Annotated in this window: 14 protein-coding genes; 7 read left to right on the top strand and 7 right to left on the bottom strand. The window is 65.1% G+C overall.

The genetic code is table 11. The features are described from left to right. The first annotated feature begins 73 nt into the window (after positions 1 to 73). The 7 genes from glpD to FLL57_RS17280 all read left to right on the top strand — a co-directional run bounded on the left by glpD (position 74) and on the right by FLL57_RS17280 (position 7,712). The gene (gene glpD / locus FLL57_RS17310; protein WP_142883523.1) at positions 74 to 1,615 is read left to right on the top strand and encodes a glycerol-3-phosphate dehydrogenase; all 1,542 of its coding nucleotides are present in this window, start codon (positions 74 to 76) and stop codon (positions 1,613 to 1,615) included. Next, positions 1,612 to 2,691 (top strand): ABC transporter ATP-binding protein, encoded by a 1,080-nt coding sequence (locus FLL57_RS17305; RefSeq protein ID WP_142883522.1) that lies wholly within the window; start codon positions 1,612 to 1,614, stop codon positions 2,689 to 2,691. Before glpD ends, FLL57_RS17305 begins: the two co-directional genes overlap by 4 nt. A 12-nt stretch (positions 2,692 to 2,703) precedes the next feature. Further along, positions 2,704 to 3,804 (top strand): ABC transporter ATP-binding protein, encoded by a 1,101-nt coding sequence (locus FLL57_RS17300; protein WP_142883521.1) that lies wholly within the window; start codon positions 2,704 to 2,706, stop codon positions 3,802 to 3,804. Then, positions 3,804 to 4,706, top strand: a complete 903-nt coding sequence (locus FLL57_RS17295; RefSeq protein WP_142883520.1) for a carbohydrate ABC transporter permease — start codon at positions 3,804 to 3,806, stop codon at positions 4,704 to 4,706. Before FLL57_RS17300 ends, FLL57_RS17295 begins: the two co-directional genes overlap by 1 nt. Further along, the gene (locus FLL57_RS17290; protein WP_142883519.1) at positions 4,706 to 5,512 is read left to right on the top strand and encodes a carbohydrate ABC transporter permease; all 807 of its coding nucleotides are present in this window, start codon (positions 4,706 to 4,708) and stop codon (positions 5,510 to 5,512) included. The genes FLL57_RS17295 and FLL57_RS17290 overlap by 1 nt, the downstream gene beginning before the upstream one ends. Positions 5,513 to 5,522: 10 nt before the next feature. Further along, positions 5,523 to 5,849 (top strand): DUF2160 domain-containing protein, encoded by a 327-nt coding sequence (locus FLL57_RS17285; protein WP_047310177.1) that lies wholly within the window; start codon positions 5,523 to 5,525, stop codon positions 5,847 to 5,849. Positions 5,850 to 5,921: 72 nt separating this feature from the next. After that, positions 5,922 to 7,712, top strand: coding sequence for an ABC transporter substrate-binding protein (locus tag FLL57_RS17280; RefSeq protein WP_047310171.1), 1,791 nt, complete (start codon positions 5,922 to 5,924; stop codon positions 7,710 to 7,712). A 223-nt stretch (positions 7,713 to 7,935) separates the two neighbouring features. Here the strand turns inward: FLL57_RS17280 and FLL57_RS17275 are convergent, their stop codons facing one another. The 7 genes from FLL57_RS17275 to FLL57_RS17240 all read right to left on the bottom strand — a co-directional run bounded on the left by FLL57_RS17275 (position 7,936) and on the right by FLL57_RS17240 (position 15,248). Then, positions 7,936 to 9,036 carry an alkene reductase gene (locus FLL57_RS17275; protein WP_142883518.1) on the bottom strand — a complete coding sequence of 367 codons (1,101 nt, stop codon included), beginning with the start codon at positions 9,034 to 9,036 and terminating at the stop codon, positions 7,936 to 7,938. 245 nt (positions 9,037 to 9,281) lie between these two features. Beyond that, positions 9,282 to 9,590 carry a reaction-center light-harvesting complex 1 protein PufW gene (gene pufW / locus FLL57_RS17270; protein WP_041807531.1) on the bottom strand — a complete coding sequence of 103 codons (309 nt, stop codon included), beginning with the start codon at positions 9,588 to 9,590 and terminating at the stop codon, positions 9,282 to 9,284. 371 nt (positions 9,591 to 9,961) lie between these two features. Further along, positions 9,962 to 11,029 carry a branched-chain amino acid ABC transporter permease gene (locus FLL57_RS17265; protein WP_185966154.1) on the bottom strand — a complete coding sequence of 356 codons (1,068 nt, stop codon included), beginning with the start codon at positions 11,027 to 11,029 and terminating at the stop codon, positions 9,962 to 9,964. Then, positions 11,026 to 12,051: a branched-chain amino acid ABC transporter permease gene (locus FLL57_RS17260; protein WP_142883516.1), complete on the bottom strand. Its 1,026-nt coding sequence runs from the start codon at positions 12,049 to 12,051 to the stop codon at positions 11,026 to 11,028. Before FLL57_RS17260 ends, FLL57_RS17265 begins: the two co-directional genes overlap by 4 nt. A 145-nt stretch (positions 12,052 to 12,196) precedes the next feature. After that, the gene (locus FLL57_RS17255) at positions 12,197 to 12,919 is read right to left on the bottom strand and encodes an ABC transporter ATP-binding protein (protein WP_047310175.1); all 723 of its coding nucleotides are present in this window, start codon (positions 12,917 to 12,919) and stop codon (positions 12,197 to 12,199) included. Between the two features lie 241 nt (positions 12,920 to 13,160). Further along, positions 13,161 to 13,925, bottom strand: coding sequence for an ABC transporter ATP-binding protein (locus FLL57_RS17245; protein ID WP_047307268.1), 765 nt, complete (start codon positions 13,923 to 13,925; stop codon positions 13,161 to 13,163). Positions 13,926 to 14,063: 138 nt separating this feature from the next. Next, a complete protein-coding gene (locus FLL57_RS17240) occupies positions 14,064 to 15,248 on the bottom strand; it encodes a substrate-binding domain-containing protein (RefSeq protein WP_142883515.1) in 1,185 nt (394 codons plus the stop codon). Between the last annotated feature and the right edge of the window lie 17 nt (positions 15,249 to 15,265).

Genomic DNA, 15,265 nt, shown 5'->3' with positions numbered 1-15,265 from the left:
TCGCTTTCCAGCGTAAATCGACAGAAGCGAAAGTGCGTTGCAGCAATTTGTTGCAATGCGGTGAGGAGCGTCGGTGGGAACGGTGTACGACCTCGCGATCATCGGGGGCGGGATCAACGGCTGCGGCATCGCGCGCGATGCGGCGGGCCGCGGACATTCCGTGTTCCTGTGCGAGATGAACGACCTCGCCAGCGGCACCTCGTCGTGGTCGACCAAGCTGATCCATGGCGGCCTGCGCTATCTCGAATATTTCGAGTTTCGCCTGGTGCGCGAGGCGCTGATCGAGCGCGAGCGACTGTGGCAGATCGCGCCGCACATCATCGGGCCGCTGCGCTTCGTGCTGCCGCATCACGACGGCCTGCGCCCGGCCTGGCGGCTGCGGCTCGGGCTGTTCCTGTACGATTATCTCGGTGGCCGGAAGCTGCTGCCGCCGACCCGTTCGGTCGATCTGGCGCATGACGAAGTCGGCAAGCCGCTGATCCCCGGCCGCTACACCAAGGGCTTCGAGTATTCCGATTGTTTCGTCGACGACGCTCGCCTCGTGGTGCTCACCGCGCGCGACGCCGCCGAGCGCGGTGCCGAGATCCGCACCCGCACGCGCGCCGTGCAGGTCAGCCAGCAGGGCGGCATCTGGCAGGTGACGCTGGAAGACGTCGGCAGCGGCGCGCGCAGCACGATCCAGGCGCGTGCGCTGGTCAATGCCGCCGGTCCCTGGGTCGAGGGCGTGCTCGGCTCCGGCGCCGGGGTCGATGCCCGCTACAAGGTGCGGCTGGTGCAGGGCTCGCACATCGTCACCCGCAAGCTCTACGACCACGACCGCGCCTATATCTTCCAGAATGCGGACGGCCGCATCGTGTTCGCGATTCCGTATCAGGGCGAATTCACGCTGATCGGCACCACCGACCGCGACTATCACGGCGATCCGTCGCAGGTGAAGGCGACGCCGGAAGAGATCGAGTATCTGTGCGCTGCGGTGAGCGGCTATTTCGCCAAGCCGGTGACGCCGGCCGACGTGGTGTGGACGTTCTCCGGGGTGCGGCCGCTGTATGACGACGGCGCCAGCGAGGCCAAGGCCGCGACCCGCGACTACGTGTTCGAGCTCGACACCCCCGGCGGCGCGCCGCTGCTGTCGATCTATGGCGGCAAGATCACCACCTATCGCCGGCTCGCCGAAGAGGCGCTGGAGAAGCTGTCGTCCTATCTGAAGGGCGGCTCGGCCGAGCAGGGCTGGACCGCGCATCAGCCGCTGCCGGGCGGCGATTTCCCGGTCGACGGCGCGCCAGTGCTGATCGGCGATCTGTTGCGCGACTATCCGTTCCTCGCCTCGGCTCACGCCTCGCGTCTGGTGCATGCCTACGGCACCCGGGCGCGCGACGTGCTCGGTTCGGCCAAGTCGGCCGCCGATCTCGGCCGCGACTTCGGCGCCACATTGACGGAGGCCGAGGTCCGCTATCTGATGAGCCGTGAATGGGCCTGCAGCGCGGACGACATCGTCTGGCGGCGATCCAAGCTCGGCCTGCGGCTGACGCCGGCCGCGATCGCCGCACTCGACGAGTGGGTGATTGTCCATCGCGCCGCCCAGGCGTCGCTGCAGCAGGCGGGAGCATCGGCATGAGCGTCAGCCTGGAGAATGTCACCAGAGTGCTCGACGGAGTGCCGGCGATCCGCGACGTGTCGCTGACGCTGGAGCGCGGCACGCTCAGCGTGCTGCTCGGGCCGACGCTGTCGGGCAAGACCTCAATCATGCGGCTGCTCGCCGGGCTCGACAAGCCGACCACCGGCAGGGTGCTGGTCGACGGCAAGGACGTCACCGGTGCCGATGTGCGCAGCCGCTCGGTAGCGATGGTGTATCAGCAGTTCATCAACTACCCGTCGCTGACGGTGTACGAGAATATCGCCTCGCCGCTGCGGGTGCAGCGCAAGCCGCGCGCCGAGATCGAGCAGCGTGTGCAGGAGGCTGCGAAGCTCTTGAAGCTCGAGCCGTATCTGCAGCGCACCCCGCTGCAGCTCTCCGGCGGTCAGCAGCAGCGCACCGCGATTGCCCGCGCGCTGGTCAAGGGTGCCGATCTGGTGCTGCTCGACGAGCCGCTCGCCAATCTCGACTACAAGCTGCGCGAAGAGCTGCGCACCGAACTGCCGAAGATCTTCGAGGCGTCGGGTGCGATCTTCGTCTATGCGACCACCGAGCCGTCCGAGGCGCTGTTGCTCGGCGGCCGGACCATCTGCATGTGGGAAGGCCAAGCGCTGCAGGTCGGGCCGACGCCGCAAGTCTATCGCAAGCCCGACACCATGCGGGTGGCGCAGGTGTTCTCCGATCCGCCGCTCAACATCGTCGGGGCCGAGAAGAAAGCCGGCACCGTGCATTACTCCGGTGGCGTCACCGCGCCGGCGACCGGTGTATTCGCGAGCCTCTCTGACGGCACCTATCGGGTCGGCTTCCGTGCGCATCAGATCGAGGTGAAGAGCGCCGATCCGGAGCGGCATGCGTTCCAGGCGACCGTCGCGGTGACCGAGATCACCGGCTCGGAGAGCTTCGTGCATCTGAAGCGCGGCGACGACTATTGGGTCGCGGTGCTGCACGGCATCCACGAGTTCGAGCCGGGCCAGACGCTCGACGCCATCCTCGACCCCGCCAATCTGTTCGTGTTCGACGCGGCCGATCGTCTCGTCGCCGCGCCGAAGCCGATCTGAGGGGACAGCCCGATGGCGCGCATCGATCTCGTCGATCTTGCTCACTCCTATCTGGTCGGTGACGACCTGCCGCCGGCCGCCTATGCGCTGAAGCCGGTGTCGATGACCTGGCGGCAGGGCGGCGCCTATGCGCTGCTCGGGCCAAGCGGCTGCGGCAAGACCACGCTACTCAACATCATTTCGGGGATCGTGACACCGTCGCGCGGCAAGATCCTGTTCGACGGCCGGGACGTCACCGAGCTCTCCACCCGCGACCGCAACATCGCGCAGGTGTTCCAGTTTCCGGTGATCTACGACACCATGACGGTGCGCGAGAATCTGGCGTTTCCGCTGAAGAACCGCGGCGTGCCGAAGGCCGATATCGCCAGGCGCGTCGCCGAGATCGCCGATCTTCTGGACCTGACGCCGAACCTGAACCGCAAGGCGACGCGGCTGACCGCCGACGCCAAACAGAAGATCTCGCTCGGCCGCGGACTGGTACGCAGCGACGTCGCCGCAATCCTGTTCGACGAGCCGCTGACGGTGATCGATCCGCATCTAAAGTGGGAGCTGCGTTCGAAGCTCAAGGCGCTGCACCGCGCGCTCGATCTGACGATGATCTACGTTACCCACGACCAGACCGAGGCGCTGACCTTCGCCGACACCGTGGTAGTGATGCACGACGGCCGCGTCGTGCAGAGCGGCACGCCGGAAGAACTGTTCGAACGCCCCGCCCACACCTTCGTCGGCTATTTCATCGGCTCGCCGGGCATGAACATCGTTCCAGCCGAAGTGAAGGGTCGCGAGGCGCTGGTCGCCGGCCATCGCGTGCCGCTTGCGCGCAGTTACGAGAAACTGCCCGCCGGCAAGATCGAGATCGGGGTGCGGCCCGAATTCGTCCACCTCACCGCCAAGGCCCCGGGCCTGATGACCGGCCGCATCGAACGGATCGACGATCTCGGCCGTATCCGCTTCGCCTCGGTGCGGGTCGGTGACGTCAAGATCGCCGCGCGCGTGCCGGATGGCTTTTCGCCGAGCGGGGATGAAGCCGCGCTGCGGTTCGAGCCGTCGCGCATCCACGTCTATGCCGACAGCGAAATCGTCGAAGGCAGCTCACTGGAGCAGGTCGCCTGATGGACAAGGTCGTCAACCAGAAAGCCTGGTTCCTGGTGCTGCCGGTGTTCGCCATCGTGGCGTTCTCGGCGATCCTGCCGCTGATGACGGTGGTGAACTATTCGGTGCAGGACACCTTCGGCAACAATCAGTTTTTCTGGAACGGGGTCGGCTGGTTCAAGGAACTGCTGGATCCGTCGACCGATCTCGGCGGCCGGTTCTTCGCCTCGCTGTGGCGCAATCTGGCGTTCTCGGCGATCATCCTGGCGATCGAAGTGCCGCTCGGCATCGTGGTGGCGCTGGCGATGCCGCGTCACGGCTGGTCGGTCGCGTTCTGTCTGGTGATCATGGCGTTACCGCTTCTGATCCCGTGGAATGTGGTCGGCACCATCTGGCAGATCTTCGGCCGCTCCGACATCGGCCTGCTCGGCTACACGCTGAACAGCCTCGGCATCAATTACAATTACGTCTCCAACGACTTCGACGCCTGGGCCACGGTGGTAGTGATGGACGTCTGGCACTGGACCAGCCTGGTGGCGCTCTTGTGCTACGCCGGCCTGAAGTCGATTCCGGACGCGTATTATCAGGCGGCGCAGATCGACGGCGCCTCGCGCTGGGCGGTGTTCAAGGCGATCCAGTTGCCGAAGATGCACCGCGTGCTGCTGATCGCGGTGCTGCTGCGGTTCATGGACAGCTTCATGATCTACACCGAGCCGTTCGTCGTCACCGGCGGCGGGCCGGGCAATTCGACCACCTTCATCTCGATCGAGCTGGTCAAGATCGCGCTCGGCCAGTTCGACCTCGGCAAGGCCGCGGCGCTGTCGATCGTCTACAACCTGATCATCATCATCGTGTGCTGGGTGTTCTACACCGTGATGACCAATGCCGGCGCCGAGCGGCGGCCGGTCGAAGGGGGCATGTGATGCATTCGATCCCCGGCCGCCGCGTCGTCATGGTGCTGTATCTGTTGTTTTTGATGTTGCCGATCTACTGGCTCGTCAACATGAGCTTCAAGACCAATGGCGAGATCGTCTGGACCATGACGCTGTGGCCGCACCAGCCGACGCTGGAGAATTACCGGACGATCTTCACCGATCCGAGCTGGTATTCGGGCTACATCAACTCGCTGCAATACGTCGTCATCAACACCGTGCTGTCGATCTCGTTCGCGCTGCCGGCCGCTTATGCGTTCTCGCGCTACCGCTTCCTCGGCGACAAGCACCTGTTCTTCTGGCTGCTGTCGAACCGGATGGCGCCGGCCGCGGTCTATGCGCTGCCGTTCTTCAATCTGTATTCGGCGCTGAACCTGTTCGACACGCCGTGGGCGGTGGCGCTGGCGCACTGCCTGTTCAACGTCCCGCTGGCGGTGTGGATCCTGGAAGGCTTCGTCTCCGGCGTGCCGAAGGAGATCGACGAGACCGCATTCCTCGACGGCTATTCGTTCCCGCGGTTCTTCGTGAAGATCCTGATGCCGCTGATCGCCTCGGGCATCGGCGTCGCGGCGTTCTTCTGCTTCATGTTCTCCTGGGTCGAGCTGCTACTCGCCCGCACCCTGACTTCCGTGAACGCCAAGCCGATCTCAGCGGTGATGACCCGGACGGTGTCGGCGGCCGGCATGGACTGGGGCCTGCTCGCCGCCGCCGGCGTGCTCACCATCATCCCGGGTGCGCTGGTGATCTGGTTCGTCCGCAACTACATCGCGCGCGGCTTCGCATTGGGGCGGGTGTGAGGGCACGATGATGGATTCCTTTGCCTGGATGGCCTGGACCTGGCCGACCGCGATCTTCTTCATCGCGCTCGCCGGCACGCTCGCGACCATGACCTGGCTCGCGGTGGCCTCTCCCGAGGTCGAGCGCGTCGGCATCTTGCGGATCCCGACGACGCGCGGCGACCGGCTGTTTGTCTCGCTGATCCTGGCCGCGGTGATCCATCTCGTCTGGATCGCGCTGGTCGGGACCGATCCGATTGCGACCTTGCCGATCGGAGAAGGAGTCGAAGTGTCGAGCCTGTGGCTCGCCACGCTGCTGTCGCTGGTCTCGGCCGCTGCGATCTTCCGCACCGTCTGAGCCCGGCGAACGAGGAACAGATCCGGGATCAACCCGGACCTGAATGATATCGCTCAACGGAGGAAACGAACGATGACTGGATCGAAGCTCCACCTCAGCCGTTTGCGGCTGATGACGATGGCGAGCGCCGCAGCGCTGATGGCGGCGTCGATGACCCTGGCGGCGCCGGCATGGGCAGCCGACGACGCGGTGCTGAAGAAATGGATCGACGAGGAATTCCAGCCCTCGACGCTGTCGAAGGAAGAGCAGCTCAAGGAGCTGCAATGGTTCGCCAAGGCGGCCGAGCCGTTCAAGGGGATGGACATCAACGTCGTCTCCGAGACCATCACCACCCACGAATACGAAGCCAAGACGCTGGCCAAGGCGTTCAGCGAGATCACCGGCATCAAGCTGAAGCACGACCTGATCCAGGAAGGCGACGTGGTCGAGAAGCTGCAGACCCAGATGCAGTCCGGCAAGAACGTCTATGACGGCTGGATCAACGATTCCGACCTGATCGGCACCCACTTCCGCTACGGCCAGACCGTGGCGCTGTCGGACTACATGACCGGCGAGGGCAAGGACGTCACCAATCCGGGCCTCGACATCGAGGACTTCATCGGTCGCTCGTTCACCACCGCGCCCGACAAGAAGATGTACCAACTGCCCGACCAGCAGTTCGCCAACCTGTACTGGTTCCGCTACGACTGGTTCACCAATCCGGACTACAAGGCCAAGTTCAAGGCGAAGTACGGCTACGACCTCGGCGTTCCGGTCAACTGGTCGGCCTATGAGGACATCGCCGAGTTCTTCACCAACGACGTCAAGGAGATCAACGGCGTCAAGGTCTATGGCCACATGGACTACGGCAAGAAGGATCCGTCGCTCGGCTGGCGCTTCACCGACGCCTGGCTGTCGATGGCCGGCAACGGCGACAAGGGCCTGCCGAACGGCCTGCCGGTCGACGAATGGGGCATCCGGATGGAAGGCTGCCGGCCGGTCGGCTCGTCGATCGAGCGCGGTGGCGACACCAACGGTCCGGCCGCGGTGTACTCGATCGTCAAATATCTCGACTGGATGAAGAAGTACGCCCCGCCGCAGGCGCAGGGCATGACGTTCTCGGAATCGGGGCCGGTGCCGGCGCAGGGCAACGTCGCCCAGCAGATCTTCTGGTACACCGCCTTCACCGCCGACATGGTGAAGCCGGGCCTGCCGGTGATGAACGACGACGGCACGCCGAAGTGGCGGATGGCGCCGTCGCCGAAGGGCGCGTACTGGAAGGACGGCATGAAGCTCGGCTATCAGGATGTCGGCTCCGGCACGCTTCTGAAGTCGACCCCGCCGGATCGTCGCAAGGCCGCCTGGCTGTATCTGCAGTTCATCACCTCCAAGACTGTCTCGCTGAAGAAGAGCCATGTCGGCCTCACTTTCATCCGCGAGAGCGACATCTGGGACAAGTCGTTCACCGAGCGCGCCCCCAAGCTCGGCGGTCTGGTCGAGTTCTATCGCTCGCCGGCCCGCGTGCAGTGGTCGCCGACCGGCAACAACATCCCGGACTATCCGAAGCTGGCGCAGTTGTGGTGGCAGAACATCGGCGATGCGTCGTCGGGTGCCAAGACGCCGCAAGCCGCGATGGACTCGCTCGCGGCGGCGCAGGACTCGGTGCTGGAGCGTCTCGAACGCTCGAAGGTGCAGGGCGATTGCGGTCCGAAGCTGAACAAGAAGGAGACCGCCGAGTACTGGTACGCCAAGGCGGAGAAGGACGGCAACATCGCTCCGCAGCGCAAGCTGGCGAACGAAAAGCCGAAGGGCGAGACCGTCGACTACGACACCCTGATCAAGTCGTGGCCGGCGTCGCCGCCGAAGCGCGCGGAAGCGAAGTAACCACTCGCGAAGCCTCATGATGAGGCCTTTGCAAGAATCGAAAGGCCGGGGAGCGATCCCGGCCTTTTCATTGCGTCTTGGCAGTCATTCCGGGGCGCTCGCGAAGTGAGCGAACCCGGAATCTCGACATTGTGGAAATGTTGGAAGGTGCAGAACATCTCGGGATTCCGGGTTCACGCGCGTTGCGCGTGCCCCGGAATGACCCGTGCGTGGGGCTGGGCGCTTACTGCGCCGCCTGCGCCGGCTCCAGCGTCGGGTAGTCGGTGTAGCCCTTGGCGCCGCCGCCGTAGAAGGTGGACTTGTCGGGCTCGTTCAGCGGAGCATTCCGCTTTAGGCGTTCGACCAGATCGGGGTTGGAGATGAACGGCTTGCCGAACGCGATCAGGTCGGCCGCATCGGCGTCGAGCTGCTTGTCGGCGAGCGCGAGGTCGTAGGCGTTGTTGCCGATGTAGCTGCCGCTGAAGCGCTTGCGCAAGGATGCGTAGTCGAACGGTGCGATGTCGCGCGGCCCGCCGGTGGCGCCCTCGATGACGTGGATATAGACCAGCTTCAGCTTGTTCAGCTCGTCGGTGATGTAGTCGAACAGCGCCTGCGGGTTGGAGTCGGAGACGTCGTTGGCCGGGGTCACCGGCGAAATCCGGATGCCGGTGCGTTCCGGTCCGATCTCCTTGGCCACCGCCGCGGCGACTTCCAGCATCAGCCGCGCGCGGTTCTGGATCGAGCCGCCATACTCATCGGTGCGCTTGTTGGAGCTGTCGCGGGCGAACTGGTCGAGCAGATAGCCGTTGGCGCCGTGGATCTCGACGCCGTCGAAGCCGGCCGCAATCGCATTGGCGGCGGCTTTCCGGAAATCCTCGATGATGCCGGGAATTTCAGACAGCTCCAGCGCGCGCGGTTCGGAGACGTCGGCGAACTTGCCGCCCACGAAGGTCTTGGTGTTGGCGCGGATCGCCGAGGGCGCGACCGGAGCGCCGTGGTTCGGCTGCAGGTCGACATGAGAAATGCGGCCGACGTGCCAGAGCTGGATGAAGATCTTGCCGCCGCGCTTGTGGACCTCGCGGGTGACCTGTTTCCAGCCTTCCACCTGGGCCTGCGAATAGATGCCGGGCGTATCCTGATAGCCCTGGCCCTGCTGCGACACCTGGCTGGCTTCGGTAATCAGCAGGCCGGCGCTTGCGCGCTGGCCGTAATACTCGGCCGCCAGCGGGCTCGGGACCAGACCCTCGGGCACTGCGCGGTTGCGGGTCAGCGGCGCCATCACGACGCGGTTCGCGAGCGTGATCGCACCGAGCTTGTAGGGCTCGAACAGCTTGGAATTCGACATGAGGCGGTCCTGGACGGTTACGGATGTCAGGAACTTGGGGGGCGGCTCCCGAAACACAATGGCCCAGCCGAAAATAGATGCGCTCGCATGAAACTTTGGTGCGCGGCTTCCAAAATGTCGTTCAACAGGGAAGAGATTTGCCGAGAATAACGCTGCGCCGGGATATTTCCTGCTGACCCAAAGTTCGGCGGCGGACCAGCGCCGCCGAACTTTGTCTTCGCTATCGCGCGGTCGGTGCGCCTCTGTCAGGCGGCTACGACGGTGCGGCGCTGGCGGCGGAAGAACCAGAACACGATCGGGCCGACGAACAGCGTGCCGAATGCCGGCAGCGCAGCGACCCGCAGCATCGCGGTGGCGTCGAGCACTTCGCCGCCGATGCCGGCCTTGCCGAGCACGAAGACGGCGACCAGCGTGATAAACGGCCCGACCACCATCGAGGCGGCGCCGGCCGCCTGGCAGTACAATTTTCCTTCCGGCGCGGAGGCGGCCAGCACGCGCGCCACCATGGCGGTGGCGACGAAGGCGATCGCGGTAAGGACCAAGAGCAGCATCATTCCAACTTCCTGTTTGGTCGGACGATCCCCTGCCGCAGCGTGAAGATGGTGCTGGAGTAGGGAGAATGTCCTATGTCGACAAAGGCGCGGACTATGGGAGGGCGCCTGTTCAGCGGCAACAGGATACTTTGTGCGCTGCAAACGATGTTGATCGAGCGCAGAAATTGCTTCTTATTTTACCGTCGCGGGTGCTTGTCCAAGAGGTATCTCAGGACGCGAACAGGCAGTTTAATACCTAAATCCTGCACCCGTGCGCTGAGTGATCGCCTCGCCATCAACCTCCGGGGGTGAGAGGCGGCACTAAAAAGCCCGAAGCTGGAATCATTCAAAACGCCAAGCCCGGTTACGATGCGCCTACGACTTTCGTCGGGTCAATCTGCCGGCTTCGGCGCCCCGCGCAGCCGGCCGACGATTCCGGTCGGGAAGAAATACACGCTGGCGACGAACAGCAGCCCGAGCCACAGCAGCCAGCGGTCGGGATGCAGCAGGTTCGGCAGCAGCGGAAGGCCGAGCGATGCGGTGGCTTCGGAAGCGGCGCCCATCAGCGCCTGCAGATAGTTCTGCGCCAGGATGAAGATGGTGGCGCCGATGATCGCTCCGTAGATCGTGCCCATGCCGCCGATCACCACCATCAGCAGGATGTCGAGCATGATCGAGAAGCTCAGCGACGTGTCCGGTCCGGCATAGCGCAGCCACATCGCGTTGAGCACGCCGGCGGCGGCGGCGACCAGCGCCGCGATGACGTTGGCATAGGTGAGGTGGAACACGGTGCGATAGCCGAGCGCTTCGGCGCGGAAACGATTCTCGCGGACCGCCTGCAGCACCCGGCCGAACGGCGAATTCACCACCCGCAGCAGCGCCAGAATCATGCCGGCGCAGCCGATCAGGATGATGTAGTAGGTCAGGGTCCGACCGGTGATCCGCACCCCGAAGAAGTCCTTGATGAACACCGTGCCGGGCCGCAGAAGTTCCGGCAGGCTGAAGCTGCGGCCGTCCTCGCCGCCGGTCAGCCACGACAATTGCGACGCCAGCACCAGGAAGGCGGAGGCGACCGCAAGCGTGATCATCGCGAAGAAGATCGCCTCGACCCGCAGCGAGAACAGCCCGATGCCGAGCGCCAGCAATGCTGCGAGCGGCAGGCCGATCGCGATGCCGGTGCCGACCGCAGCCCAGCTCGGGCCCATGCCGTACAGCGCGATCGCAACCGCATAAGAGCCGATGCCGTAGAACATGGTGTGGGCGAACGACACCGTGCCGGTGTAGCCGAGCAAGAGGTCGTAGGACGCCACCAGCGCCGCGAAGATGCAGATCTTGGCGGCGACATTGAGCGGCTTGGCGCCGGGGAATAGGAACGGGGTGATTGCCAGCAGCACCACAATCGCGATCAGGAGCAGCGACAGCACCCGGCTGCGCGGCGGATCGCCCGACAGGATCATCATCGACTTGTCACCGCATAGAGCCCGCGCGGCCGCCACATCAGGATCGCGACCATCAGCAGGATGTTGGAGACCAGCGCCAGTTTCGGCAGCAGGAAGCCGCCGTAATTGGCGACCATCGCGACCAGGAGGGCGCCGATGAAGCAGCCGCCGACCGAGCCGAGCCCGCCGATGATCACCACGATGAAGATCAGCACGGTGAGCTCGTTGCCCATCGAGGCGTGAACCTGCTCGCGATACAGCGCCCACATCACGCCACCGAGCCCGGCCAGCGCCGAACCGACCATGAACACGCCGAGGAACAGCCGCTTGACGTGATAGCCGAGCGCTTCGACCATCTCGCGGTTCTCGACGCCGGCGCGGATCAACAGCCCGATCTTGGTACGGTTCAGCGTGAGCTGGATGCCGACGAACACCACGAGGCCGACCAGCATCACCAGCAGGCGATATTTGGCGATCGCGACGTCGCCGATGATGAACGAGCCGCGCAGCGACGTCGGCAGCGGCAGCGGGATGATCTGCGGGCCCCACAGCGCGTACAGCGCCTGCTCGGCGACGATCAGCCCGCCGGTGGTCATCAGGATCTGCTTCAGATGCTGGCCGTAGACCGGCAGGATCAGCACCCGCTCGACCACCACGCCGAGCGCGCCCGACACCGCCATCGCGGCCAGCACCGCCGGCACCAGCACGGCGAGATTGGTGAGCAGCGAATCCGCGCCCGACATCGCCGCCAGCGGCAGCAGCACCAGCGTCGCCACATAGGCGCCGACCGCGATGAACGCGCCGTGGCCGAAATTCAGTACGTCCATCAGCCCGAACACCAGCGTCAGGCCGGACGCCATGATGAAGATCATCATGCCCATCGCCAGGCTGGCGATCGTGAGCGTCACCCAGGACGAGAACGAGCCGACCAGCGGCAGCATCGCCAGCGCCAGGATCGCCGGCAGCAGCACCGGCACGAGGTCGCGCCTGGCCTGCGGCAGCGGGTCGGAGGTGGAGGGGGCGGGGATGTCGGTGCTGGTCATAGTTGCGCCTCCCGGCTGAGCGCGTAGCCCGCATGAGCGAAAGCGACATGCGGGGATGAGGCGACAACCCGCATATCGCTGCGCTCATGCGGGCTACGCGTTTCGCCGTCGGCTCGCAATGACGGGGAGAGGGCGGTGGTTCTCATCACTGATGCGCCTCCAGGCTGAGGCCGAGCAGGCGTTCCTGCAGCGGCACGTCGGCGGCAAGCTCGGCCATGGCGCCGCGATGCACGATCATGCCGTTGTCCATCACCAGCACGCTGTCGCCGATCTGTTGCGCGACATGGAAGTTCTGCTCGACCAGCAGAATGGTGGCGCCGGTGCGCTTGAGTTCGGCGAAGCAGTCGATCAGCGCGCCGATGATCGCCGGCGCCAGCCCTTTGGTCGGCTCGTCGATCAACAGCAGCTCGCGTGGCTCGACGATGGCGCGGGCGATCGACAGCATCTGCTTCTGCCCGCCGGACAGTGAGCCGGCGCGCGACAGCCAGAATTTTCGCAAGGCCGGGAAGAAGCCGAAGATCCAGTCGAGCCGCGCGGTGTCGAGGTCGCCGTCGCGCGCCGCCAGGATCAGGTTTTCCTTCACGGTGAGATCGGAGAACACCGCCATGGTCTCCGGCACGTAGCCGACGCCGAGCCGCGCGATGTCCGGCGTCGCCATCGCTTCGATCCGCCGGCCGCCAAGGGTGATCTCGCCGCGCGAGGCCGGCCACAGCCCCATGATGGTGCGCAGCGTCGTGGTCTTACCGGCGCCGTTGCGGCCGAGCAGCATCGTGGTCTGTCCGGCGGGGACGGCGAAGTCGACGCCCTGCAGGATGTGATAGCGGCCGATATTGGTGTGCACGCCTTCGAGCGTGAGGAGGTCAGTCATGCGACGTCCGTTGATGTGGAGGTATGACCTCTACCCGAAGCGAAGCCTGCTCCCCTCCCCCTTGCGGGGAGGGGTCGGGGGTGGGGGTCCACAACGGGACGCCATCCTTGGGGCGCCCTCACCCCAACCCTCTCCCGCAAGCGGGAGAGGGAGCGGGTTGGCGTGCTGGGAGGGGGCGTGACCAACATCGCAGAAGCTGGCGTCACCAACATCGAAGCATTCGACATCTTCATCATCACGCTCACGCCGCACTCTTCCCCGGTGCAATGCCCAGATAGGCCTCCTGCACAATCGGCGAAGCGATCACCTCGGCTGGCTTTCCGTCGGCGACGAGTTTGCCGTGGTGCAGCACGATGATGCGGTCGGCGAGGGAGCGGACGACGTCCATTTTGTGTTCGACCAAGAGGATGATTTTTGACGGATCGGTCTTCAGCCTCGCGATCAGATCGAGCACCACCGGGACCTCGTCGACGCTCATGCCGGCGGTCGGCTCGTCGAACATGTAGACCTTCGGCTCAAGCGCCATCATCAGCGCGACTTCGAGCTTGCGCTGGTCGCCGTGCGACAGCGCGGTGGCGGCGACGGTGCGGCGGGCACCCAGCGCAACGCTGTCCAGGATGGCGTCGGCGCGCTCGATCAGGTCGCGCCGGGTGCGCCACGGCCGCAGCATGTCGTAATGCGTGCCGCTGTGCGCCTGCACGGCGAGCCGGACGTTCTCCTCGACCGACAGATTGGGAAACAGATTGGTGAGCTGGAACGCGCGGCCGAGCCCGGCGCGGGTGCGCAGCGGCGCGGTCATTTGGGTGATGTCCGCGCCGTCGAACAGGATGCGGCCGGCGCTCGGGCGAAGCTGGCCGGAGATCAGATTGAAATACGTGGTCTTGCCGGCGCCGTTCGGTCCGACGATCGCGGTCAGCTCCCCGGGGCGAAACGCACAGCTCACCGCATCGACCGCGACATGGCCGCCGAACCGGATGGTGAGGGATTGGGTCTCGAGGGTGGTCATGAGGGAGCGAGCCTGCACGACGTTAGAGTTCGTCATTCCGGGGCGCGAGCGCAGCTCGCGAGCCCGGAATCTCGATGTAACAATCTCGGGATTCCGGGGGCGCGCTTCGCGTGCCCCGGAATGAATCCCTTGTGGCTGTCACCGTTTGTTCTTGATCGGGATCTCCATCTCCTCGATCTTGAGTTCGCGCACCGGCTCGAGCACGGCCCAGGCCAGCGCCGGCTCGACCTTGACCTTGAAGTGATACATGCTCTGCAGCGCCTGATGGTCTTCCTTGCGGAACATCATCTTGCCCTTGGGCGTGTCGAACTCCATGCCTTCCATCGCGGCGATCAGCTTCTCGGTGTCGGTCGACTTCGCCTTCTGCACGGCGGTGACCACCGCCATCGCGGCGGTGAAGCCGCCGGCAGTGAAGAAGTCCGGCGGCGCGTTGAAGCGCTTCTGGTGCTCGGTGACGAGCCAGTCGTTGATCGGGTTCTTGGGGATGTCGTAGTAGTAATAGGTCGCGCCTTCCATACCGGGCAGGCGCTTATAGGCGGCGAGCGCCGGCAGGATATTGCCGCCGGTCGACAGCTCGATGCCGTAGCGCTTCGGGTCCATGTCCTGCAGCTTGGTCAGCGGATCGCCGCCGCCGGCCCAGATCACCCAGATGACTTTTTTGCCCGGCTTGTCCTTCAGCGCATCGAACAGCCGCTGGCCGACCGCGGTGAAGTCGGTGGTGGTGGTCGGCACGTATTCTTCGGCGGCCAGCGTTGCGCCGGTCTTGGCCAGGGCTTCCTTGAAGGCGGCGACGCCGTCGCGGCCGAACGCGTAGTCCTGCGCCAACGTTGCGATGGTGACGCCCTGTTTGCCGATCGCGACCGCGTTGGAGATCGCGTCCTGCGACGAGTTGCGGCCGGTGCGGAAGATGTAGCGGTTCCACTTCTCGCCGGTGATCTGATCGGCGACCGCCGGCTCGACGATCAGGATCTTCTTGTTCTCTTCGGCGACCGGCAGGTCGGCGAGCGCCGCGGCCGACGACGAGGTGCCGATCGCGATGTCGGCGCCGTCATCCTGATAGGCTTCGGCGAGAGCGGCTTTGGAGAGGTCGGGCTTGGACTGATCGTCCTTGGTGATCACCACGATCTTGCGGCCGTCGAGCGTCATCGTGCCCTTGGTGGCGTATTCCAGCCCCATCATCAGGCCGGTCTCGGTCTGCTTGGCATAGGCTTCGAGGGGGCCGGTCTTGCCGTAGATCAGCGCGATCTTGAGGTCGTCGGCGGCATGGACCGCGGTGGTAGCCAGCGCGACAGCCGCGGCTGTCATGATCAACAGATGACGCACGTCGTTTCCTCCAGGAT

Origin of the sequence: Rhodopseudomonas palustris (assembly GCF_007005445.1) — a bacterium.
Taxonomy (GTDB): domain Bacteria; phylum Pseudomonadota; class Alphaproteobacteria; order Rhizobiales; family Xanthobacteraceae; genus Rhodopseudomonas; species Rhodopseudomonas palustris_G.
This window is presented reverse-complemented; position numbering and strand designations above follow the sequence as displayed.

Coding starts and splice junctions, on each gene's coding strand:
- FLL57_RS17305 (WP_142883522.1), top strand. CDS start 1,612: ATGAGCGTCAGCCTGGAGAATGTCACCAGAGTGCTCGACGGAGTGCCG.
- FLL57_RS17300 (WP_142883521.1), top strand. CDS start 2,704: ATGGCGCGCATCGATCTCGTCGATCTTGCTCACTCCTATCTGGTCGGT.
- FLL57_RS17295 (WP_142883520.1), top strand. CDS start 3,804: ATGGACAAGGTCGTCAACCAGAAAGCCTGGTTCCTGGTGCTGCCGGTG.
- FLL57_RS17290 (WP_142883519.1), top strand. CDS start 4,706: ATGCATTCGATCCCCGGCCGCCGCGTCGTCATGGTGCTGTATCTGTTG.
- FLL57_RS17285 (WP_047310177.1), top strand. CDS start 5,523: ATGGATTCCTTTGCCTGGATGGCCTGGACCTGGCCGACCGCGATCTTC.
- FLL57_RS17280 (WP_047310171.1), top strand. CDS start 5,922: ATGACTGGATCGAAGCTCCACCTCAGCCGTTTGCGGCTGATGACGATG.
- FLL57_RS17275 (WP_142883518.1), bottom strand. CDS start 9,036: ATGTCGAATTCCAAGCTGTTCGAGCCCTACAAGCTCGGTGCGATCACG.
- pufW (WP_041807531.1), bottom strand. CDS start 9,590: ATGATGCTGCTCTTGGTCCTTACCGCGATCGCCTTCGTCGCCACCGCC.
- FLL57_RS17265 (WP_185966154.1), bottom strand. CDS start 11,029: ATGATGATCCTGTCGGGCGATCCGCCGCGCAGCCGGGTGCTGTCGCTG.
- FLL57_RS17260 (WP_142883516.1), bottom strand. CDS start 12,051: ATGACCAGCACCGACATCCCCGCCCCCTCCACCTCCGACCCGCTGCCG.
- FLL57_RS17255 (WP_047310175.1), bottom strand. CDS start 12,919: ATGACTGACCTCCTCACGCTCGAAGGCGTGCACACCAATATCGGCCGC.
- FLL57_RS17245 (WP_047307268.1), bottom strand. CDS start 13,925: ATGACCACCCTCGAGACCCAATCCCTCACCATCCGGTTCGGCGGCCAT.